This window comes from Pseudoalteromonas sp. AS71 (genome assembly GCF_038900275.1).
GTDB lineage: Bacteria > Pseudomonadota > Gammaproteobacteria > Enterobacterales > Alteromonadaceae > Pseudoalteromonas.
The window spans coordinates 71659-93252 of record NZ_JBBMQZ010000006.1 but is presented as its reverse complement, the minus strand read 5'-3'; the positions used below and the strand labels follow the sequence as shown (position 1 = coordinate 93252).

The following is a 21594-nucleotide window of genomic DNA, read 5'->3' as shown; positions in this document are numbered from 1 at the left end:
TATAAAAACCACTTATTTAAATAAGTGGTTTTTTTCTTCAAAGCGGTTTAACTTACTTGAAGCTGCGCAGCCTGAATGTATTGTACTAAATCTTCAATAGAAACCACAGTCATATTATGTTTATTAGCATAATCACTCACCTCAGGTAAGCGCGCCATTGAACCATCAGGATTTGTTAGTTCGCAAATTACACCAAATGGTTTTAAGCCGGCAAGCTGCATTAAATCAACCGATGCTTCAGTGTGGCCACGACGAACTAATACTCCGCCCGATTGTGCTTTTAAACCAAATACATGCCCTGGGCGCGATAAATCACTTGGTTTAGCGTTATCGGCTGTCGCCGCTTTTATAGTCGTTACTCTATCAGCAGCAGACACACCTGTTGTAACGCCATGCTTAGCTTCAATAGTGACTGTATAAGCGGTGTTATTTTGACTCGTGTTGTGGGTAACCATTTGCGGTAAGTCGAGCTGTTTAATACGCTCCTCCCCCATGCATAAGCAAACAATGCCGCTGCCTTCGCGGATCATTTCGGCCATTTGAGAAGTCGTTAAATGCTCAGCTGAAAATACAAAGTCGCCTTCATTTTCACGGTTTTCGTCATCAACAACAAGTACGCCTTGCCCTTGCTGTAGTGCAGTAATTGCGCTTTGTACGCGGATTTGGCTTTCGCCGAATTGAGTAAGTAGAGACTGAATCATCATTATATTCCAAATAAAAAATAATAGATTCAGGACACTGAAAGGCATGGCAAAGCCATACAAATAAAATTGCATGAATTAAACCAAAACAGCATTAAAAATGCTCACCAAAAAGCTACGTTTTGGTGTACATAAATAAGCTATATTCTCTTTCATCCGGACTCTAACCGTCGGCTCTGGCATCTCACCAGATCTGCTTGACCTTTACTTAACCGTAAAAATAAGTTAAATAAAGCGCTCGCGGGCTCGTTTGAGTTACAAGTAACTTTAAACATACCGCCGGTGGGGAATTTCACCCCGCCCTGAGAATTTACAGTAAGCATTAGCACTTACTGCAGGCACATTATACGCCTGTACTTATTTGTTTTTCAAAACTAAATGCGATAAAAACTACGAAAGTTGAATATTTAACGATGCACTGTTTACTATACCTTCATTTATATCAGCAATAAGCGTACACGTAGCGCCGTTAACTAAATTTAAGTTAGGTTGAACATGCCCTATGTCAGCATCAAAAATGACTGGGAATAAACACCCACCCAGTGCTACATCAAGCGCATGTCGATAGTCAAAGGCATCATAATGACTTTGAGTAATTTCACTTCGCCCTAAAACCAAACCATTAATGTCGTCAAATATGCCAGCTAATTTTAATGACAGTAAAAATCGTGCAACGGTTGTAGGTGTAAGTTCTGAGTTTTCAAGGTATAAAATAAGCCCTTCGGGCGCACTGTCCTTTTTAAATTCATGTAGTGCTAAAAATGGTGAGTCGAGCAGTAAACCTACTGTATCTAAACATCCGCCAAATAAGCGACCTGACATTTCTATGGTGCGTTTATCTGTGTAGTTTAAACATTGCCATTTTGTTGGCTCGCTAGGACTTAGTAATTCATTTGGGTTTTGCGCGTAGCTAGGCTTGTTTTTTTGATATAAAGAGGAAGGCCCTTGCTCAAATTTACTACCCGCTTCGTAAGTAAGGGTTTCGAATATTTGTAAGCTATACGGATTTTTTTCATCAGGATGCAACTGCATAAGGTTAGCACTGTGCAGGGTCGCCCATTGGCACTTAGCCGTTAATGCACAGGCAATAGTACTCACATCAGAAAAGCCAACTAACCATTTAGGCTTTGCTTGTTTAATGGCATTAAAATCAAGCAGTGGCAGTATTTCCATTGCCAGCTCACCACCCATTGGCGGCATAATTGCATCAATTTCTTCATCTAATAAAAAGCCCATTAATTGCTGAGCATGTGCTTTAGCATTAAGCTGTTCACGCGGTTTGTTTTGACGTAAAAACTCGCCTTCAACAACATCATACCCTCGATTTTTTAATCCATTTATAACAATGTCTAATCGTGCATGGAACTTTTCTTTAAGACCTGCTGAAAGTGAGCAAATTGCTATTTTTGATCCTACTTTTAAAGGCGCAGGGTAAAGTATATTAGCCATTGAGTGTTCCTTTTAATGAAGTGATTATGTACCTATATCATCATGCCTACTCTTTATGCAATATGAACGCCCTTATCAGTATAGTAATTTATTTAAGACATAAAAAAACCGATGTAATTACATCGGCTTTTATTTAAAACGTTAAAGTGAGTTGTGCGTTAAAGATACTCAACTTCAATGATTTCGTACTCAACAATACCTTTTGGTGTTTCAATAGACACTGCGTCGTCCATTTGTTTACCAATTAAACCACGCGCTATAGGCGAGTTAACAGATATTAAATTGTTTTTAATATTTGCTTCATCATCGCCCACAATACGGTATTTTACTTCTGCATCGGTTTCTACATTTACAATAGTTACCGTAGTGCCAAAGATAACTTTACCAGTATTCGGCATTTTAGTTACGTCGATAATTTGAACATTTGAAAGCTTTGCTTCAATTTCTTGAATTCGACCTTCACAAAAACCCTGTTGCTCACGCGCAGCGTGGTACTCAGCATTTTCTTTTAAGTCACCATGTTCACGTGCAACCGCAATATCACTTACGATTTTAGGACGGGTAACTGTTTTTAATTCGTTAAGCTCTTTACGCAGTAAATCTGCGCCACGAACTGTCATCGGAATTGATTGCATACTTTTCTCACTTAACACCAAGGCCCTAGTTGGCCTTGGCACATTTCCTTAGTTCAATCGCAGGTGTAGCTCTTGAACTGACGTCACTTTACTGCGGTCATCTGCTTTATTAGCAGTACAGTTAGCGAATGCCGCGTTCAAGGTTGTCGTATAGTTGGTTTTATTTTGCAATGCACCACGACGTAACACCTTCGAATCTTCGATCGCTTGGCGACCTTCGGTGGTATTAACGATATAGCTGTACTCTTTATTCTTGATATAATCAAGAATATGCGGGCGGCCTTCATATACTTTGTTTACACGTCGTACTTCAATGCCAGCTTCTTCAAGAGCTTGTGCCGTGCCACCAGTTGCGTCAAGTTCAAAACCTAAGTCGGTCATGATTTTGGCTAATTCAACAATACGTGGCTTATCGCTATTACGAACAGATAATAGCGCGCGACCACCGCGTGGTAAAGTGTTGCTTGCACCTAATTGTGCTTTTGCGAATGCTTCGGCGAAAGTATCACCAACACCCATCACTTCACCCGTTGAACGCATTTCAGGACCACGGATTGGATCCACCCCCTGAAACTTAGCAAACGGCAGTACAACTTCTTTAACGCTGTAGTATGGAGGAATCACTTCTTTAGTAATACCTTGGCTTGCTAAAGACTGACCTGCCATACAACGTGCAGCTACTTTTGCAAGCGCCACACCGGTTGCTTTAGATACAAACGGTACAGTACGTGCAGCACGTGGATTAACTTCAATTAAGTACACTTTGCCATCTTTTACTGCAAACTGTGTATTCATCAAGCCAACAACACCAAGTTCAAGCGCCATGTCGGTTACTTGCTTGCGCATTACATCTTGCACTTCTTGCGATAATGAATGTGCTGGTAATGAACATGCTGAGTCACCTGAGTGAACACCCGCTTGTTCAATATGCTCCATGATACCGCCGATGATTACTTGCTCGCCATCACAAATTGCGTCAACGTCAACTTCAATCGCATTATCTAAGAAACGGTCCAGCAATACAGGCGCTTCGTTTGATGCTTGCACAGCTTCGGTCATGTAGCGACGTAAATCATCTTCGTCGTATACAATTTCCATTGCACGACCACCAAGTACATACGACGGGCGTACAACCAATGGGAAGCCAATTTCAACTGATTTAAGTAAAGCTTCTTCAGTTGAAGTTACTGTTGCGTTTTCTGGCTGAAGTAAGTTTAAACGTTCAACAAGTTGTTGGAAACGTTCGCGGTCTTCTGCACGGTCAATCGCATCAGGTGAAGTACCAATCACTGGCACGCCATTCGCTTCAAGCTCACGCGCTAGTTTAAGTGGTGTTTGACCACCATACTGCACGATAACGCCTTTTGGCTTTTCAACACGTACGATTTCGAGTACGTCTTCAAGTGTAATTGGTTCGAAATATAACCTGTCAGATGTATCGTAATCGGTAGATACCGTTTCAGGATTACAGTTAACCATGATGGTTTCATAACCGTCTTCACGAAGCGCAAGCGAAGCATGTACACAACAGTAATCAAACTCAATACCTTGACCGATACGGTTAGGGCCGCCACCAATAACCATGATTTTATCACGATCAGTTGGGTTAGCTTCACACTCTTCATCGTAAGTTGAATACATATAAGCAGTGTCTGAGCTAAATTCAGCTGCACACGTATCAACACGCTTGTATACTGGCACGATGTTTAATAGATGACGCTTTTTACGAATTTCAGCTTCAGATACACCCGCAATTTCAGCTATACGCGGATCTGCAAAGCCTTTGCGTTTTAGTTTACGTAGGAAGTCGGCATTTAAACCAGCCATACCTACTTCACCAATTTTTGCTTCGTCTTTTAAAATGTCTTCTATTTGTACTAGGAACCAGCGGTTAACTTTAGTCAGTTCGTAAACATCATCAACGCTCATGCCATGGCGCATTGCATCGGCAATGTACCAAATACGCTCAGCGCCTGGCTCGCGTAATTCGCGGATGATTTTTTCTTTTGCTTTAGGGTCATCAAGTGCAACTATCGGGTTAAAACCTGTTGCACCCACTTCAAGACCACGTAATGCTTTGTGTAATGATTCTTGTTGGTTACGACCAATCGCCATTACTTCGCCAACCGATTTCATTTGCGTAGTTAAACGATCGTTCGCACCGGCAAATTTTTCAAAGTTAAAGCGAGGAATTTTTGTTACAACGTAATCGATTGAAGGCTCAAAAGACGCTGGTGTTTTACCGCCAGTGATGTCGTTTTGAAGTTCATCAAGCGTGTAACCTACTGCTAGCTTTGCAGCAATTTTAGCAATTGGGAAACCCGTTGCTTTAGATGCTAATGCAGATGAACGTGATACACGTGGGTTCATCTCAATAATAACCATACGGCCATCAGCAGGATTAATACCAAACTGTACATTCGAACCGCCAGTTTCAACACCAATTTCACGCAATACCGCCATAGAGGCGTTACGCATAATTTGGTATTCTTTGTCGGTTAGCGTTTGCGCTGGTGCAACGGTGATTGAATCGCCAGTGTGAACACCCATAGGGTCAAAGTTTTCAATAGTACAAACAATAATACAGTTGTCGTTTTTATCACGTACAACTTCTGTTTCGTACTCTTTCCAACCAATCAGTGATTCATCAATTAGTAATTCGTTTGTTGGCGATAAGTCTAAGCCGCGCTCACAAATCTCTTCAAACTCTTCCATGTTATACGCTACACCGCCGCCGGTGCCGCCCATAGTGAAAGATGGACGAATAATACATGGCAAGCCAATGCGAGTCATTGTGTCTTTAGCTTCTTCCATTGTGTGAGCAATCTCAGCACGTGGACATTCAAGACCAATATTTTTCATTGCAATGTCAAAGCGTTCACGGTTTTCTGCTTTGTCGATTGCATCAGCCGTTGCACCAATGAGTTCAACGCCGTGCTTAGCCAATACACCGTGCTTGTCTAGTTCAAGCGCACAGTTTAATGCTGTTTGACCACCCATTGTAGGCAGCACTGCATCTGGCTTTTCTTTTTCAATAATTTTTTCTACCACTTCCCAATGAATTGGTTCGATGTAGGTTGCATCGGCCATATCAGGGTCGGTCATGATAGTTGCAGGGTTTGAGTTAACTAATATAACTCTGTAGCCTTCTTCTCTAAGTGCTTTACACGCTTGTGCACCAGAGTAGTCAAATTCACAAGCTTGACCAATTACAATTGGGCCTGCGCCTAAGATAAGAATGCTTTTTATGTCGGTACGTTTTGGCATTATTACTCCAGTTAAATTAGTGTTTACGCGCTTGCATCAAATCGATGAAGTGGTCAAATAATGGGGCTGCATCGTGCGGGCCAGGGCTTGCTTCAGGGTGACCCTGGAAGCTAAACGCAGGTTTATCTGTACGATGAATACCTTGAAGCGTTCCATCAAATAACGATTTGTGCGTGGCACGAAGCGTACTTGGCAGGCTTGACTCTTGAGCTGCAAAACCATGGTTTTGAGCCGTGATCATCACTACATCGCGGTCTAAGTCTTTAACTGGGTGGTTAGCGCCGTGGTGGCCAAATTTCATTTTTTCGGTTTTAGCACCTGAGGCAAGGGCTAATAACTGATGACCTAGACAGATACCAAAAATAGGTGTGTCGGTTTCTAAAAAGGTTTTAATTGCATCAATAGCGTAAGTACATGGCTCAGGATCGCCAGGGCCATTAGATAGGAAGATACCATCAGGGTTTAAAGCCAGTACGTCAGCGGCAGAGGTTTGCGCTGGTACTACTGTAAGTTTACAGCCTCGGTCTACAAGCATACGTAAAATATTACGCTTTACACCGAAGTCGTAGGCAACAACATGAAACTTTTCATCAGCAGTATCGAGGGTTTTAAATCCTTCGCCTAATGTCCAGCTTGATTCGCGCCACTCAAAATTTTCCTTGGTTGAGACAACTTTTGCTAAATCCATACCTTTTAAACCTGGGAAGGCTTGCGCGGCTTGTAACGCTTCTTTCTCGTCTAACTCGTCGCCAGCAATAATACACCCGTTTTGTGCGCCTTTATCACGCAAAATTCGAGTTAATTTTCTGGTGTCGATGTCCGCAATACCTAAAATATTACGTTCTTTTAAGTAATCATCTAACGATTGCTCGTTACGGAAATTACTCGCTAGCAGTGGCAAATCACGGATCACTAGGCCTTTAGCCCAAATTTGATTCGCTTCTTCGTCTTCGCTGTTGGTACCCGTATTACCGATGTGTGGGTACGTCAAAGTTACGATTTGTTCCGCGTATGATGGATCAGTCAAAATTTCTTGATAACCAGTCATAGACGTATTGAATACTACTTCACCGACAGACATGCCGTCAGCGCCGATTGCAGTACCGCGAAACACTGTGCCGTCTTCTAGGACTAACAGAGCGGATTTAGTCAAGTTAAACCTCCTAACAGTAAAAAACGGGAGTAAGCATATGCCTAACACCCCGCCAATACCCAGAGGGTTCGTCAAAACCAGATTTTTGTGAGCTTAAATTGTTTTACGCAGTCTTAAATGATGCAGATGTAAACCACTAAACCTTCAATCATTTTTCTTGCCTAAAACTATTTTTATTCCCACTGAAACCCTGGATTTACTAGCCACTTGGGTATAATTGGAAACACGCATTTAGTAATTTTTGGCAAATTGGCTGCATATTACATGAATATGCTATTTAGGTCTAACATTATTTGGTAAATTGTTACAAACAAGTCACTGTAGGTAAAATTAGACCCAAACAGCTAAAAAAGTAACTAAACTACTTCAGATCTAGTACATCTTGCATATCATAAAGTCCTACAGGTTTATTTTTCAACCAGCTTGCAGCCCTTACAGCACCTAGAGCGAATGTCATTCTTGAACTTGCTTTATGGGTTAATTCGAGTCTTTCGCCCATTGTGGCGAAGTATGCGGTGTGTTCACCTACTATATCGCCCCCTCTTAGTACCGAATAACCAATTTCGTTTTGCGATTTAGCGGTCTCCACTTGGCTGCGGTCATATACAGCAACCTCGTCGTGATCCCAGCCTTTTGCCTCTGCGATTGACTCACCTATAGCGAGCGCAGTACCCGATGGTGCGTCTATTTTATGGCGATGATGCGCTTCAAATATTTCAATATCTAAATCGTCACCAAATTTAATCGCTGCGGTTTGCACAAGGTTCAGTAATACATTGACTCCTACACTGTAGTTCCGCGCAAATACAATAGGAATATGCTTAGCGGCATCGTGTAAAAGTGCCATATCGTCGCTTGTTAAACCCGTTGTACCAATAACCATAGGAATTTTTTGTGCTACAGCGGTTTTTAAATGGTTTTTCATACCCGCGGGAAGCGTAAAGTCGATTAAAACATCTACATTATCTATTGTGGTTTCTTCGCTAAAGCTAACACTATTATCGGCTGCGCTATTTACTTGATTTACATTAATACCTAATAACGATGAACTGCTACGAACGTATGCACCTGTAAGTTCTGTTTGCTCTTTAATTGTTGCAGCTTCCAGTAATGCTAAGCCCATTCTGCCGTTAGCACCAAAAACGCCTATTCGATTTGTAGTCATTGTTTTTACCTAATTTAAATTTGAATCCGTTTTTTACTAATCTGAGTATATATCCGGAGCATTGCAAATACGCGTTTGGGCATTTTTATGCAGTTGGACAAATATTAATCGCTGAAAATAGCGTTACTTTGTAGATATTATCTAAAAGTCATGCAATAGTCAGGTAACCCTTTAATTAAATAATAATAACAATACCAGTTTACTTTAGCCATCTATACATTTAAACTTCTCTTTCGCGTCGATTTGGTCTTTGGCTTGCGGGCGCTGCATTCTCCTAATTTTGTTAATGATTAACATAGTAGGTAGATTTGCTAAATTCAGCTAAAAGAGGAATTTTTGGCTGTTGTAAATTAACTGGTTTCGAGGATTATGATGCAGCCATCATTTAACAAAAACAAAGCAATACTTTCTTTACTACCCCTTTTAACCTTTGTAGCACTATTTTTGGGCTCTGGTTTATATTTACAATCTCAAGGGGTTGACTACGCTTTTTATCAACTTCCTGCTCCAGTGGCTATATTACCTGCCATAATGCTTGCGTTCATTTTAAATAAAGGCACAGTAAATGAATGTGTAGAAACCTTTATTAAGGGTGCCGGGCACAACAATATTATTACAATGTGTTTAATCTACTTACTTGCAGGTGCTTTTTCTGCCGTTGCCAGTGCAACCGGTGGTGTGGATGCGGTAGTAAATGCAGGCTTATCTCTTATTCCAGCTGCGTTGTTGCTTCCTGGCTTATTTTTAATTGCAGCGGTTGTATCCACAGCAATGGGTACGTCTATGGGAACGATTGGTGCTATTGGGCCTATTGCTTATGCTGTATCAATTAAAACAGGTATAGATCCAGCTTTAATGGCAGGTACGATTGTATCTGGTGCTATGTTTGGCGATAACCTATCAATTATTTCCGATACCACTATTGCAGCCACGCGAACTCAGGGCTGTGAAATGAAAGACAAGTTTAAAGAGAATCTTAAAATTGCAGTCCCTGCTGCAATACTAACTATTGGCTTATTGTTTTATTTAACACCTGCGGCGCAAGTTGTTGAAACCAAAGATTATGATATTTGGTTAGTACTTCCTTATGCCTTTATTTTAGTGTTAGCCGTTGCTGGCTTGAACGTATTTGTAGTGTTGTTTAGCGGTATTATTTTTGCTGCATTAATGGGCTTTACAGGAAGTTATGAAGGCGCAAGCTTTGTAAAAGACATTTACAAAGGCTTTACCGATATGCAGGAAATATTTTTACTATCAATGTTTATTGGTGGCTTATCTGAATTTATTCGGATTAACGGTGGCCTTGATTACATTGCTCAAAAAATTCAAGCCATAACTAAAATCATCGCAAAATGGCACCGTAAAGTGGCCGATCAATTAGGTATTGCAGCATTGGTTATGACAAGTAATATGTGTATTGCCAATAACACCGTATCTATTATTGTTGCTGGCCCTATTGCTAAAAAGCTGGCAGATGATGGTGAAATAAGCGGTAAACGCTCTGCAAGTTTACTTGATATATTTGCTTGTGTAACGCAAGGCTCACTTCCTTATGGCGCACAAGCGCTACTGTTAGGTGCTACGTTTAAAATTAGCCCGTGGGAAGTATCAACGTCTTCTTATTACTGTTTTATTTTAGCATTTACGGCGATTACTATTATTTGTTTACGCCGTAATAAAGCGTAATAAATTGAGTTATTACATGTTGCAGCTTATTAAGTAGGCTGCAACATGTGTTAAATTAGCGATCAACAAATCAATCTCTTCTGCTATAATTGCCGCTTCCGCGTGTCACTAAAATTATAGTTATTAAACAGTTATGAAATTTAAAAAATTACTCCCTTTTATTACCCTTACTTCTCTAGCTTTATCATCGTCGGCTTTTGCTGCCAATTGGAGCAGTACAGCACTACATATAAATAATGGCAGCCAAAAAAATCCATTCACTGAGCAAGAGTCAGACACCACAGTTTACTCGGTTCAACATGCATCGGGCTATGACTACGGCGATAACTTCTTTTTTATCGATTACAGTAAAGACGATATAGATGATGGTTACCAAGATGCTGATTTTTATGGTGAGTGGTATTCAACGGTAAGCTTATCTGCCATCACTGGTAAGCAAATTGGCTCTGGCGCATTATTAGATGTTGGCCTAACGGGCGGTATTAACGTTGCTGGCGATGCAAAAGTAATGAAGTATCTACCAGGTGTTAAATTAAGCTGGGATGTACCTGGGTTCAACTTTTTTCAAACGCTGTTCACAGCCTACATTGACGATAGTGAAGGTGTCGCAAAAGGCGGCGCACCTATTGAAACTAATAGCTGGATGCTTGATGTAGCTTTTGAATATCCTTTCACTATTGGCTCACAAAAGTTTAGCTTTAAAGGCCACGCTGAATACATTGCAGAGCGTGAAGATGAATTTGGTAACGATGTAGAAGCGTGGATACTCGCACAGCCTATTTTAGTGTGGGATATGGGTTACGCCCTTCAAATGAAAGAAAACACACTATTGCTAGGTATGGAGCTTCAATACTGGCACAACAAATTAGGTACTGAAGTGACCGAATCGGTTCCACAAATACATGTAGAGTGGACATTTTAAACAGCCACACTGCGTTAAAATTACATATATTGGAGCTCTTTTAAGCGCTCCCTTTTTTATGCATAAAAAGTATTTAATTGAACAGCGTCTAATACTTAGCTATTGTCGTACTTCATTTAAGCCACACGCTTGCCTTACTAGGAGTATCAACATGTCATCAATCAAAGTTATTTGTTTTTCTGCATTGTTAGCTTTAACTAATAATGCTTTAGCAAGTAGTGAAGTAAATACAGAATCTCTATCTTACGATGCACTTTTAAGTAATTACGAATACGATTTTAAAGTAAATTATTTTGCACTTGAGTCGCAAAAGCAATCATTAAAAATGGCCTATATTTACTTAAAGCCAACCAAATCCGACATGCCTACAGTTACGCTTATGCATGGCAAAAATTTTAATGCAGATTACTGGACTACAACTGCGCAATACCTGCAATCTTTAGGTTACGGCGTATTAATCCCTGATCAAATTGGTTTTGGCAAATCGTCTAAACCAACGGATTATCAATATTCATTTGCGGCGCTTGCTCATCATACTCACGCGTTAATAGATTCACTTAATATAAAGGAGTCGATTGTATTAGGGCACTCAATGGGCGGGATGCTAGCGAGTCGTTTTGCTTTAATGTATCCAAACACCACTAAAAAGCTAATTTTAGTAAACCCTATTGGGCTTGAAAACTACTTGCAGTATGTTGATTACAAAGATACTAACTTTTTCTATAAAAATGAATTAGCAAAAACACCTGAAGGTGTAAGAAAGTATCAACAAAAAAATTACTACGATGGTAAGTGGAATACAACATATTCAGCCTTAACTGACTTTATAACAGGGCAAATACAAGGCCCAGATAAAGAAAAAATGGCGTGGGTAAATGCTAAAACATATGACATGATTTTCACTCAGCCTGTAATAACCGAATTTAAAGATTTAACTGTGCCGGTTAAATTAATTATTGGTACACGAGACAGGACCGGTCCAGGTCGCAACTGGAAAAAAGACGGTGTTGATTACGAGCTTGGTCGATACGATAAGTTAGGTAAGCATGCTGCATCACTTATCCCTAATGCTCAACTATTTGAACTGAATAATTTAGGTCATTTGCCGCAAATTGAAGATTTTGATCGTTTTAAAGACGTATTTAACAAGGCACTTAATACTAAATAACCTGAATACTAGATAATAAGTTTTTATAGTAAAAAAACAAAAACCCTGTAAGTAAACTATTTACAGGGTTTTTATTATATAAGCTAAATTACAGCTTACATTGTGGGTTTTTACCCTGCGCTTTAGCTGTACTTTGTTCGCCAAGAGCCTTGCTCATTTGCGCTTGTAAGTTTTTAATACGGTTAGTTGGCGCTGGGTGAGTTGATAAAAACTCAGGTGTTGTACCACTGCCTGCAGCACTCATATTTTGCCAAAGGGTTACTGATTCTTGTGGATTAAAGCCTGCTTCCGCCATTAAATCTAAGCCAATTTCATCAGCTTCTGACTCGTGCGAACGGCTAAATGGCAAAACAACACCATACTGTGCGCCTAAGCCTAGACCCTGCATAATTTCGTTACGGTATTGAATATTACCCATTTCAAGTGCTGCACTACCAAGTTGCATACCGGTATCTAAAATAGAGCTTTGTGAAACACGCTCATTAGAATGCTCAGCAATAACGTGCCCTACTTCGTGCCCTAGCACTGTTGCTAATTGATCTTGATTCGTGGCTATTTTTAATAAGCCCGTATGAACCCCAATGTAACCACCAGGTAGTGCAAAAGCGTTAGCAGATTCATCTTCAAATACAACTACTTCCCAATTTTGCGACGCGTATTCTTTTGGTAATACAGCCACTACTTTTTCAGCAATGCAATTTACATATGCATTTGTTTTTGCATCTTTATTAATTGGTTGGTTTTTTTTCATATCTGCAAAACTAGCAGTGCCCATTTCACTCATTTGTTGATCTGAGTAAAGCGCTATTTGTGTGCGTCCTGTTGGCGACGTTTTACAACCGGCTAAAACAGCTGTCGCTAATACTGCAAGTACTAGTTTTTTCATGGTAATTCTCTTAAGTAATAAATTTTTTATTGCTTGTAGAATAGCAAACACAGTACCAATTTAAAATATTTGCTTTATATACCTTTATATTAAAAGATGCGATGAGACGATAAACTTAGCAGGCAAACTAAGTTTATCCAAATACAATGCCCTGTTACACTATAACCCTTGTTTTTAGTGATTGTTGAGTTTACACATGGACGCCTCAGCCTCGTCTTTTAATACCCGTATTTTATTGCCTTTATTAGCCAGTATCGTAGCGATTACTCCATTGGCGATTGATATGTATTTGCCCGCCATGCTGGTAATTGCAAACGATTTACAAACTAATATGCCAAATGTACAAATATCGTTGAGTATTTACTTAGCTGGTTATTCATTAGGTATGTTATTTTTTGGCCCTATTGCCGATCAAATTGGCCGTCGTAAGCTCGCACGTATTGGCTTAACCCTATTTGGCGCAAGCTCACTTGCACTGGCATTTACCACCGAAATCCATGCATTTTGGACTCTTAGAGCAGTGCAAGCATTTACGGGAGCTGCAGCAACCGTAGTCGTACCGGGTATTATTCGCCATATTTATCAGCAAAATACAGCTAAGGGAATGTCGTATGTGTCGATGATCATGATGGTAGCACCGTTAGTAGCCCCCTCTGTTGGTTCGTTTATTTTAGGGTTCTCTGTTTGGTCGAGCATATTTTTAGTACTTGCTGGTTATAGCTTTTTAATATTAGCGTTTGTACAAGTGTATTTAATAGATATACCTATTCATACAAATGAAAAAAAGGGCCTTGCTCTGTTTTTTGATAGCTATAAAACAGTACTCAGTAATAAAGACGCACGTGCGGATATACTCAGTTCTATGTTTGTATCGTTTGGATTTTTTTGCTTTTTAACCTCAGTACCTTTTATATATTTAGATTTATATGAGGTTTCAGAACAATTATTTGGTGTGCTATTTGCGTTTAACGTAATGGCGCTGATGTTTGGTAACTTTTTAAATACGCGAATTGTACCAAGGCTGGGCTCTCGAAAAATGCTCTATATTGGGCTTGTATGTGGGTTTGTATCGGGGCTTTCGCTGTTAACATTTAGCATATTGCACTTATCACTTTATTATATTGTGGCTGCTATTGCGCCATTAATGATGAGTTTAGGTGTCACTGCAAGTAATGCTGATTCGCTAATATTAATGAAATTTGAAAGAAACACAGGTACGGCAACGGCCGTAATTGGCACACTTCGTTTTGGTAGTGGTGCATTAGTTGGCCCGCTACTTGCCATTATGCATGCAGAAAGCGCAGTGCCATTTTCAAGTTTAATGTTTAGCGCCGTGTTACTCACTATGCTCGTGCAGTTAATTCACTATAAAACAGACAAAAAAAATGCCTCAATATGAGGCATTTTTATCAAAGCTAATAATCTTAAATTAATTAAGCATCAGCAGCTTTAGAAACCATAACCATCGCAGGGCGTAATAAACGACCATTCAATGTGTAACCTTTTTGCATAACAGCAAGCACTGTATTAGGTGTTACATCGTTACTTGGCTGAATTGACATTGCTTGATGAAAATCTGGATTAAACTGCTCACCTTGTGGGTTTACAATTTCAACACCAAATTTAGAAACAGCGTCATTAAAGCTCTTAACCGTCATATCAATACCTTCAAGCAACGGCTTTAAAGTCTCATTTTCTTTATCAGAAAATTCAATAGCACGTTCAAGGTTATCAATTACAGGTAATAATTCGTTGGCAAATTTTTCTAGTGCAAATTTATGTGCTTTTTCTACATCTTGTGCTGCACGACGACGAATATTATCTACATCTGCTGCGGCACGAACAACACCGTCTTTTTGATCAGCAATTGTTTGCTTTGCAGCTTCAAGCTCTGCATATAACATAGCAATTTCTGCTTCAGGGCTTTGCTCTTGTTCTGCATGCTGATCAGCGGCTTCTACTGCTGCTTCTACATCAGCCTGCATTTTAGAAATTTCTTCGTTTAATTCTACTTCTTGCTCAGGGTTTTGTGTCTGCTCAGACATAAAATACGTGCTCCAATTCTTTACAACTGCGGTAATTATGGGGATTGAATAAAAAGATTCAAGAGTTAGATGCCTCAATTAATTTAAATTCTTGAATTATTTCTTCAATCTGCGCTGATTTAGGACAAATTATACAAAAGCGGCTTTGATATTCTTGATTTTGAAAGTATGGCACACTTATTACAATCAATTCGTTGCACTCAGTAAAAGGCAGCTTTTCGCTATTAAGTACTGATAACCCGTTTTTAAAAGCGAGCTTATCTTCTACGTAATTTAAAAATGAAACACCAATATTTAAGCTCTGCTCGCAATCAATTTGTTTGTAGAGGTAATTTTCACCAACAACAATACTGTTATCTGAGCCTAATTTCTGGCTCAATTGTCGCGTCCATTGATTAAGCGAATCATGGCAATTTCGAGGCGCTGTATTTGCCATAGCTTGCATACGGTACAAACCTTCCATTAAGGTTTGTTGGCTAAATACTGTATTTAACCATGTGGCAAATTGATAACGAACAGAGTCTGACGAATCATGAGGTTTATCAATACAAATATTGTGACTCTGCCCTGCCCTATCTATTAATAAAATAAGCCAGTCGGTAGAATCAAAATCAAGCACTTCTACTCTAAATACTTGCTGTGAGCTGGCTTGAGGTAAACCAACACAACAACAGACTTGATATTTTTGGCTCAAACCATGGGCTAACTCAACGAGTTGTGATTGCTGTGGTTGCCAATAATTAGCGATATCGCCAAGCACAAAAAATTCGTCAAACCAATAATCAAATCCTTCATTTGTCGGCACTCGCCCAGCGGATGTGTGAGGTGAATACAATAAGCCCACTTTTTCTAAGCGAGCCATAGCATTACGAACTGTAGCCGAACACACTGCCATGCCTTTGAGCTTGGCAATTTTTGTTGATGGAACAGGCAAGCCTTCACCATTACAGTACATGTTCATAACAGCTGAAAAAATTTGCTGATCTCGTGAGTTTAGTTTCATGGTATCTACATCTTGTTGCATGAAAGAGATATCGGGGCGTTTAGTTCTTTTTCAAGTCGTGCAGCTAACTCACTGCGAATAAAATTGAAGGTTTATAATATTGCTATAATCTGTATTTTCAAACACTTCTGTTTTGAGTTACTCTACTATTATTAAATCTCTTTGTGCGTACATTATGGACTCTCCTTTTAACACCATAGGCCTAATTGGCAAACCTAATCACCCGGGAGCAGCGGCTACTCTGCAGCGTTTACATACCTTTTTACTTGCGCTTGGCTTTGAGGTAATAGTAGAAAAACGTACAGGGAGCCAGTTAGACGATATTCCGCATGACAAACTTGTTAAGTTAGTCGACTTAGGTGAACAAGCCGATTTAGCCATTGTTGTAGGCGGTGACGGTAACATGCTTGGCGCAGCACGCGTGCTTGCACGCTTTAACATTGCTGTAATTGGTGTAAATAGAGGTAACCTAGGCTTTTTAACTGATTTAAACCCTGAAGGGTTTGAAGCAAGCTTAGAGCAAGTACTCAGTGGTGAATACTTAGAAGAAAAACGCTTTTTATTAGAAGTAGAAGTATATCGACATAATGAATTAAAAAGCGCCAACTCAGCTGTTAACGAAGCGGTACTTCATGCCGATAAAGTGGCGCACATGATTGAATTTGAAGCTTTTATAAATAATGACTTTGTGTTTTCTCAGCGCTCCGATGGTTTAATAGTATCAACCCCGACAGGCTCTACAGCCTATTCGCTATCAGGTGGCGGGCCAATCTTAACGCCCGAGCTAAATGCAATCTCGTTAGTACCTATGTTTCCTCATACCTTATCTAGCAGACCTTTAGTGGTAGATGCCGATAACGAGGTTCGTTTAAAGCTAAGCCTAGAAAATACAGATAGCCTTCAGGTAAGTTGCGACAGCCATGTAGTTCTTGCCGTATTACCCGGCGATGAAGTAGTAATTAAAAAAGCCGATAAACAGTTGCGCTTAATTCATCCAAAAAATTACTCTTACTACAACGTTTTGCGTACAAAACTAAATTGGGGTAGTCGTTTATACTAATTTTATTGCTAAAAGCAGTACTATAGAGCAAAATGTCACTATAAAAATAATTAACCATTTCAGGAACGGATAATAATGACTTATGTTGTTTTTTTTGCTCTATTGTTATTGATTACATTACTAGCTACTTACCTTAAAGTAGAAAGTAATCGTAAAAAGGCAATTGAAGCTAGAAAAAAGCTATTTAATGAACGTGTTTCGCATGTAAATACTCGCCTTAAAACAAAGCTTAATGAACTACTTGATGCTAAAATAATTCGCCCAAAATACATTCCTCGCATTCAAGCTATTGTGAATAATTTTTTTGTAGTTCAACCACATACAGACGAGAACTTGCAACAGCTTGAAGATATCGCCGACTTGCTAATTAACACGTTGTCTAACGAGTTAATTAAAACTAATCAGACAAATATAATTCAACCATTGATTGATAATATACAGTACTTTGTATCTGAATTACCTCAGCAAGGAATTTTATACAATAAGAGTTTTTATATAAATGTACTACCTCCCCTCATATCTCTAATTAAAACTGAAGACACTGTACAACTTACTGATATTGTTTATGATAAAATTGATACCTCCTCCCAGACTACCGAAACACAGTTTACTCAAGATGTAAGTGTTGCGTAAATAATACAAAATTAATTTGCAAAAAACCAAAACACTGTATAAATTAACAGTTAATTGACTGGATGGATAAACAGTATGTTAATTGGTTTAGAAGTTAAAAATTTCGCAATCGTGAGTAATTTAAGCACCGAGTGGCGCAGCGGTATGACCGCGATCACAGGTGAGACAGGTGCTGGTAAATCTATTGCTATAGATGCCCTATCCCTGTGCTTAGGTGAACGCGCTGAAGCATCAGCAGTGCGCCCAAGTTCTGATAAAGCAGAAGTATGTGCACAATTTGACTTAACAGATCTACCGCTTGCTCAAGCATTTTTAGAGCAACATATGCTAAGCACTTCAGACAATGAGTGCTTGTTGCGTCGTGTTGTTTGCAAAAACGGCCGTAGTAAAAGCTATATTAATGGTAGTTCAGTTACCGCGTCACAATTAAAAGAACTTGGACAATATTTAATATCTATTCATGGACAACATGCCCACCAATATTTATTAAAAGCTGAGCATCAGTTACAGCTTTTAGATGCCTATGCAGGGCATCACCACTTAGTTAACTCGGTAAATAAAAACTATAAACAGTTTGCTAACTTACAAAAAGAATTTAAACACTTAGAGCAACAGCAGCAGCAGCAAGCTGCGCAAAAACAATTATTAGAATATCAAGTTGCTGAACTTGATGAATTTGCATTGCAAGAGAATGAGTTTGATTTAATTGAAGCTGAGCATTATAAGCTTAGTAATAGTCAAACGATATTAGAATCGTGCCAACGCGAATTACAACAGTTATACGAAAGTGATGAGCAAAATGCCTGTTCATTACTCCAGCATAGTGCTCAACAATTTACTGAGCTGGCTCAATATGACGAAAGTTTAGCAAGCGTAGCTGCTATGCTTAGTGAAGCCGCAGTACAAGTTGAAGAAGCAAGCCGTGAAGTGCGTAATTACACTGAGCAAGCAGATTTAGACCCTGCCCGCTTAGTTGAAGTAGAGAATAGACTAAGTGGTGCGATGGATTTAGCGCGTAAGCATCATATAAAACCCCAGCAGTTAGTTGAGTTTCATCAATCAATTGCTCAAGAGCTTGAGTCAATAAGTAATAATAGTAATCGCCTAGAGCAACTTGAGTCAGAAATAGAAAGCGCATTACTTAGTTATAAGCAAACTGCTGATGAATTAAGTAAAAGCCGCTGTGAGTATGCTAATACACTGAATATATTAATAAGTGAAAGCATGGCTAATTTATCTATGGAAAACGGTGTTTTTGAAATAGCCTTAACTCAAGAGAGTAATCGTACACCAAACAGCTTAGGCTTTGATAATGTTTCTTTTTTAGTATCAACTAATCCGGGGCAACCACTTCAACCATTAGCTAAAGTAGCATCAGGTGGTGAGCTTTCTCGTATAAGCCTTGCTATACAAGTTATTATTGCCCAAAAAGTAACAACTCCAACACTTATTTTTGATGAAGTTGATGTCGGTATTTCTGGCCCAACGGCATCTGCTGTAGGTAAGTTATTACGCCAGTTAGGAAAGTCGACCCAAGTAATTTGTGTGACTCATTTACCGCAAGTTGCCAGTAGTGCACATCAGCAATTTTTTGTAGCTAAAGAAATAGCACAAGGGGAGACATTTACTCATATGCTGCCTTTAAATAAAGATGGCCGCATTAATGAAATAGCCCGTTTACTAGGCGGTGACAATATAAGTAAAACAGCTAAAGCAAATGCTAAAGAACTAATAATGGCTCACGCCTAATATGTTAGTAAATAACGTCTTCAAGGATTAAATAATGCACAGTACTTTAGTTGATTTTTGTATAATTTTAAGTTGGTTGTTATTAGTACTAAGCACCTGTTTAATTATATTTAGTAAATATAAACATACTTGTTTTAAACAACGCTTATTTCGTTTTTTAAATAGCTTTTTAGTTTTTCACCTAGCGGTTGTGGCCTATTACCTTGCAAGCGAAAAAGAAAATGGATTAAGTGGTTTAGGTATTACTTATTGGGCTTTAATCACGGTACAAGTTGCGTGCAATATATTTTGCTATATGAGCGTAAAACGCAGAAAAGCTAAAATAAGGCCATCTCTAGATTCGTTCTCGATGGATTGAAATAAACATTTAAAAAGAGCACGTTCTGTTTTTACCTTGCTCTTTTGCTTTATAAAGTAGTTCATCAGCATGCTTAATATCTAGGTCAATTGAGCGCTCAGCGTTTGCAGCTGTGATGCCAATGCTTAGCGTTATATTTACACTATCAGAGAATAGGCTTACAGCTGAAGATTCAAGGGCATTATGGATTTTTTCTGCAACGAGCTCCCCCTGCTCAACTGTTGCATCTGGAATCACAATTAAAAACTCCTCACCACCCCAACGGGAAGCAATCGCATTTTGCGGAATATTATTTTCAAATGTTTTGGCTAAATGGATAAGAGCTTCATCGCCAAAATCATGGCCAAATTGATCATTAATTTTTTTAAAATTATCTACATCAGCTAATAATATTACAAACGGAATATTATTGTTTTTAAGCTCATTTTTAAAAACTATAAGCTTATTCATAGTGAAACGGCGGTTTGGCAGATTAGTGAGTGGATCTATAGTTGCTAAAAATTCATTTTTTTGGCTTAAAGCAATTAATTTACTGCTGTATTTTTCTCTTGAAAATTCGTAATAACCACTCAGCGATGCAACAATTATAAAAGCGAGTATGATTCTGACTGGAAACTGCTCAGGATTGTAGTCATATATATTAAATGTATCAGCGCAATAGAAACCGAGAACAATCGCCGATAAAAATAAAACAATATCATAAGTACCTCGCTTAAGCCCACGTATTGAATAAGTAACAGGAGATACTATAAATATCCATATTGGTCCTGTTCCTTGTGCTCCACCGGTGAGGACTAGGTAAAACATCAGTGCATAAAGGTTGTATAAAATTATGGTTGCAGATTTCTCTACACCTCTACCTATATTGAATGCCAATAAATAAACAAACGAAGAAGCTACTAAAGTAAATGCTAATAAATAGCTATTATTGATAAACGCTAAGCTAGCCATCGAAAAGGTTGCTATAAAGCCTATCGAAGAAAAGAATCGGACAATGAGCTTCCTTTCTGAATTGTTTGAATATTCGTACATAATTTATATTTATTTTATCATTATAATAAGAGCCAACCTTATTATATAAAGTAAGCAAACCGTAAACAGCCTTTAATAATGAACTGACTTTATATTTAAATCAACTATTAAGGTTAGTAATTAGCACTGACAATTGTGCCTATATATTTAGCCTTTTGCACTTATCCCAGATAAATACATTTTTATGAAATCAAATTACTTAGTCCTAATACCATTTTCTAAAATCATTTAAGTTTGCCCTTTTATTTCTTTAATAATTGAACTGACTGGGTGTAGAGCAATAACATAAACCTGCTCAGCTAAAGGTGGTAATAACGGTTCTATGAATTGTGTGTGGACCTAGTACACAACACATTAATTAATTTCAGAAGTTGAGCTTAATGCTAGCTGCGTTAACGCTTGTGAGATACGACTGCATGAATGCAGAGTACTGTAAGAGGACTTAACGAGAACAGCTAAATAGCGAAAATTTAGCCTTATTATCGACACGATTCTATTATCTCAAGATAGACCACTTAATTAACCGAACTAGTATTAGAATATAAAGAATAAAGGAGTGTCGGAAACGTTTGTATGTATGAAACTAGCCCATAAAGCTGGTTAGTAGATGCCAAAGCAAACGCATTAGGCTTAGAAAGAACAACCACTAATGACAAAGCAACTTTTTCTGGTAGTTACTATA

The 21594-nt window shown here is 38.8% G+C and carries 18 protein-coding genes and 1 riboswitch; of the genes, 8 read left to right on the top strand and 10 right to left on the bottom strand.

The window, feature by feature from the left end; all coding sequences use genetic code 11:
• Positions 1-47: 47 nt before the first annotated feature.
• From ribB to dapB, 6 genes are all read right to left on the bottom strand, one after another.
• Complete coding sequence (gene ribB / locus WNY98_RS06185; protein ID WP_197186030.1) at positions 48-701, bottom strand: 3,4-dihydroxy-2-butanone-4-phosphate synthase; 654 nt, start codon at positions 699-701, stop codon at positions 48-50.
• Positions 702-841: 140 nt separating this feature from the next.
• A riboswitch (FMN riboswitch) is annotated at positions 842-1015 on the bottom strand.
• A 76-nt stretch (positions 1016-1091) separates the two neighbouring features.
• Complete coding sequence (locus WNY98_RS06180; RefSeq protein WP_076924154.1) at positions 1092-2150, bottom strand: S66 peptidase family protein; 1059 nt, start codon at positions 2148-2150, stop codon at positions 1092-1094.
• 158 nt (positions 2151-2308) lie between these two features.
• Complete coding sequence (greA, locus tag WNY98_RS06175; RefSeq protein WP_024599614.1) at positions 2309-2785, bottom strand: transcription elongation factor GreA; 477 nt, start codon at positions 2783-2785, stop codon at positions 2309-2311.
• 48 nt (positions 2786-2833) lie between these two features.
• A complete protein-coding gene (gene carB, locus WNY98_RS06170) occupies positions 2834-6052 on the bottom strand; it encodes a carbamoyl-phosphate synthase large subunit (RefSeq protein WP_024599615.1) in 3219 nt (1072 codons plus the stop codon).
• Between the two features lie 16 nt (positions 6053-6068).
• Complete coding sequence (gene carA, locus WNY98_RS06165; protein ID WP_342877395.1) at positions 6069-7205, bottom strand: glutamine-hydrolyzing carbamoyl-phosphate synthase small subunit; 1137 nt, start codon at positions 7203-7205, stop codon at positions 6069-6071.
• Between the two features lie 361 nt (positions 7206-7566).
• Entirely contained in the window at positions 7567-8370 is an 804-nt protein-coding gene (gene dapB, locus WNY98_RS06160) for a 4-hydroxy-tetrahydrodipicolinate reductase (protein WP_342877394.1), read from the bottom strand.
• Positions 8371-8742: 372 nt separating this feature from the next.
• Between dapB and WNY98_RS06155 the strand changes: the two genes are divergently transcribed.
• The 3 genes from WNY98_RS06155 to WNY98_RS06145 all read left to right on the top strand — a co-directional run bounded on the left by WNY98_RS06155 (position 8743) and on the right by WNY98_RS06145 (position 12146).
• Positions 8743-10056: a Na+/H+ antiporter NhaC family protein gene (locus tag WNY98_RS06155; RefSeq protein WP_342877393.1), complete on the top strand. Its 1314-nt coding sequence runs from the start codon at positions 8743-8745 to the stop codon at positions 10054-10056.
• Between the two features lie 133 nt (positions 10057-10189).
• Positions 10190-10978 carry a nucleoside-binding outer membrane protein gene (locus WNY98_RS06150; RefSeq protein WP_024599619.1) on the top strand — a complete coding sequence of 263 codons (789 nt, stop codon included), beginning with the start codon at positions 10190-10192 and terminating at the stop codon, positions 10976-10978.
• 151 nt (positions 10979-11129) lie between these two features.
• Positions 11130-12146, top strand: coding sequence for an alpha/beta hydrolase (locus WNY98_RS06145; RefSeq protein ID WP_342875053.1), 1017 nt, complete (start codon positions 11130-11132; stop codon positions 12144-12146).
• 88 nt (positions 12147-12234) lie between these two features.
• On the opposite strand, the gene WNY98_RS06140 is transcribed toward WNY98_RS06145, so the two are convergent.
• On the bottom strand, positions 12235-13032 hold the full coding sequence (locus tag WNY98_RS06140) for a M48 family metallopeptidase (protein WP_197185994.1): 798 nt from the start codon (positions 13030-13032) through the stop codon (positions 12235-12237).
• Between the two features lie 196 nt (positions 13033-13228).
• On the opposite strand from WNY98_RS06140, the gene WNY98_RS06135 reads away from it, so the two are divergent.
• Positions 13229-14431 (top strand): Bcr/CflA family efflux MFS transporter, encoded by a 1203-nt coding sequence (locus tag WNY98_RS06135; protein ID WP_342877392.1) that lies wholly within the window; start codon positions 13229-13231, stop codon positions 14429-14431.
• A gap of 34 nt (positions 14432-14465) precedes the next feature.
• Here WNY98_RS06135 and grpE read toward each other — a convergent pair whose 3' ends face one another.
• A complete protein-coding gene (grpE, locus tag WNY98_RS06130) occupies positions 14466-15077 on the bottom strand; it encodes a nucleotide exchange factor GrpE (RefSeq protein WP_007375833.1) in 612 nt (203 codons plus the stop codon).
• Positions 15078-15135: 58 nt separating this feature from the next.
• Positions 15136-16101 carry an HrcA family transcriptional regulator gene (locus tag WNY98_RS06125; RefSeq protein ID WP_342877391.1) on the bottom strand — a complete coding sequence of 322 codons (966 nt, stop codon included), beginning with the start codon at positions 16099-16101 and terminating at the stop codon, positions 15136-15138.
• A 154-nt stretch (positions 16102-16255) separates the two neighbouring features.
• Between WNY98_RS06125 and nadK the strand changes: the two genes are divergently transcribed.
• The 4 genes from nadK to WNY98_RS06105 all read left to right on the top strand — a co-directional run bounded on the left by nadK (position 16256) and on the right by WNY98_RS06105 (position 19880).
• A complete protein-coding gene (gene nadK / locus WNY98_RS06120; RefSeq protein WP_004335384.1) occupies positions 16256-17140 on the top strand; it encodes an NAD(+) kinase in 885 nt (294 codons plus the stop codon).
• A 75-nt stretch (positions 17141-17215) separates the two neighbouring features.
• Positions 17216-17773, top strand: a complete 558-nt coding sequence (locus WNY98_RS06115; RefSeq protein WP_342877390.1) for a hypothetical protein — start codon at positions 17216-17218, stop codon at positions 17771-17773.
• A 75-nt stretch (positions 17774-17848) separates the two neighbouring features.
• Positions 17849-19522: a DNA repair protein RecN gene (gene recN / locus WNY98_RS06110; protein ID WP_024598349.1), complete on the top strand. Its 1674-nt coding sequence runs from the start codon at positions 17849-17851 to the stop codon at positions 19520-19522.
• Positions 19523-19556: 34 nt separating this feature from the next.
• Positions 19557-19880, top strand: coding sequence for a hypothetical protein (locus tag WNY98_RS06105; RefSeq protein WP_342877389.1), 324 nt, complete (start codon positions 19557-19559; stop codon positions 19878-19880).
• 9 nt (positions 19881-19889) lie between these two features.
• Here the strand turns inward: WNY98_RS06105 and WNY98_RS06100 are convergent, their stop codons facing one another.
• Positions 19890-20912, bottom strand: a complete 1023-nt coding sequence (locus WNY98_RS06100) for a GGDEF domain-containing protein (protein ID WP_342877388.1) — start codon at positions 20910-20912, stop codon at positions 19890-19892.
• Positions 20913-21594 lie beyond the last annotated feature (682 nt).

What these genes read in the sequence shown, in the direction of transcription:
- ribB (WP_197186030.1), bottom strand. Translation starts at nt 701, where the DNA reads ATGATTCAGTCTCTACTTACTCAATTCGGCGAAAGCCAAATCCGCGTA.
- WNY98_RS06180 (WP_076924154.1), bottom strand. Translation starts at nt 2,150, where the DNA reads ATGGCTAATATACTTTACCCTGCGCCTTTAAAAGTAGGATCAAAAATA.
- greA (WP_024599614.1), bottom strand. Translation starts at nt 2,785, where the DNA reads ATGCAATCAATTCCGATGACAGTTCGTGGCGCAGATTTACTGCGTAAA.
- carB (WP_024599615.1), bottom strand. Translation starts at nt 6,052, where the DNA reads ATGCCAAAACGTACCGACATAAAAAGCATTCTTATCTTAGGCGCAGGC.
- dapB (WP_342877394.1), bottom strand. Translation starts at nt 8,370, where the DNA reads ATGACTACAAATCGAATAGGCGTTTTTGGTGCTAACGGCAGAATGGGC.
- WNY98_RS06155 (WP_342877393.1), top strand. Translation starts at nt 8,743, where the DNA reads ATGCAGCCATCATTTAACAAAAACAAAGCAATACTTTCTTTACTACCC.
- WNY98_RS06150 (WP_024599619.1), top strand. Translation starts at nt 10,190, where the DNA reads ATGAAATTTAAAAAATTACTCCCTTTTATTACCCTTACTTCTCTAGCT.
- WNY98_RS06145 (WP_342875053.1), top strand. Translation starts at nt 11,130, where the DNA reads ATGTCATCAATCAAAGTTATTTGTTTTTCTGCATTGTTAGCTTTAACT.
- WNY98_RS06140 (WP_197185994.1), bottom strand. Translation starts at nt 13,032, where the DNA reads ATGAAAAAACTAGTACTTGCAGTATTAGCGACAGCTGTTTTAGCCGGT.
- WNY98_RS06135 (WP_342877392.1), top strand. Translation starts at nt 13,229, where the DNA reads ATGGACGCCTCAGCCTCGTCTTTTAATACCCGTATTTTATTGCCTTTA.
- grpE (WP_007375833.1), bottom strand. Translation starts at nt 15,077, where the DNA reads ATGTCTGAGCAGACACAAAACCCTGAGCAAGAAGTAGAATTAAACGAA.
- WNY98_RS06125 (WP_342877391.1), bottom strand. Translation starts at nt 16,101, where the DNA reads ATGCAACAAGATGTAGATACCATGAAACTAAACTCACGAGATCAGCAA.
- nadK (WP_004335384.1), top strand. Translation starts at nt 16,256, where the DNA reads ATGGACTCTCCTTTTAACACCATAGGCCTAATTGGCAAACCTAATCAC.
- WNY98_RS06115 (WP_342877390.1), top strand. Translation starts at nt 17,216, where the DNA reads ATGACTTATGTTGTTTTTTTTGCTCTATTGTTATTGATTACATTACTA.
- recN (WP_024598349.1), top strand. Translation starts at nt 17,849, where the DNA reads ATGTTAATTGGTTTAGAAGTTAAAAATTTCGCAATCGTGAGTAATTTA.
- WNY98_RS06105 (WP_342877389.1), top strand. Translation starts at nt 19,557, where the DNA reads ATGCACAGTACTTTAGTTGATTTTTGTATAATTTTAAGTTGGTTGTTA.
- WNY98_RS06100 (WP_342877388.1), bottom strand. Translation starts at nt 20,912, where the DNA reads ATGTACGAATATTCAAACAATTCAGAAAGGAAGCTCATTGTCCGATTC.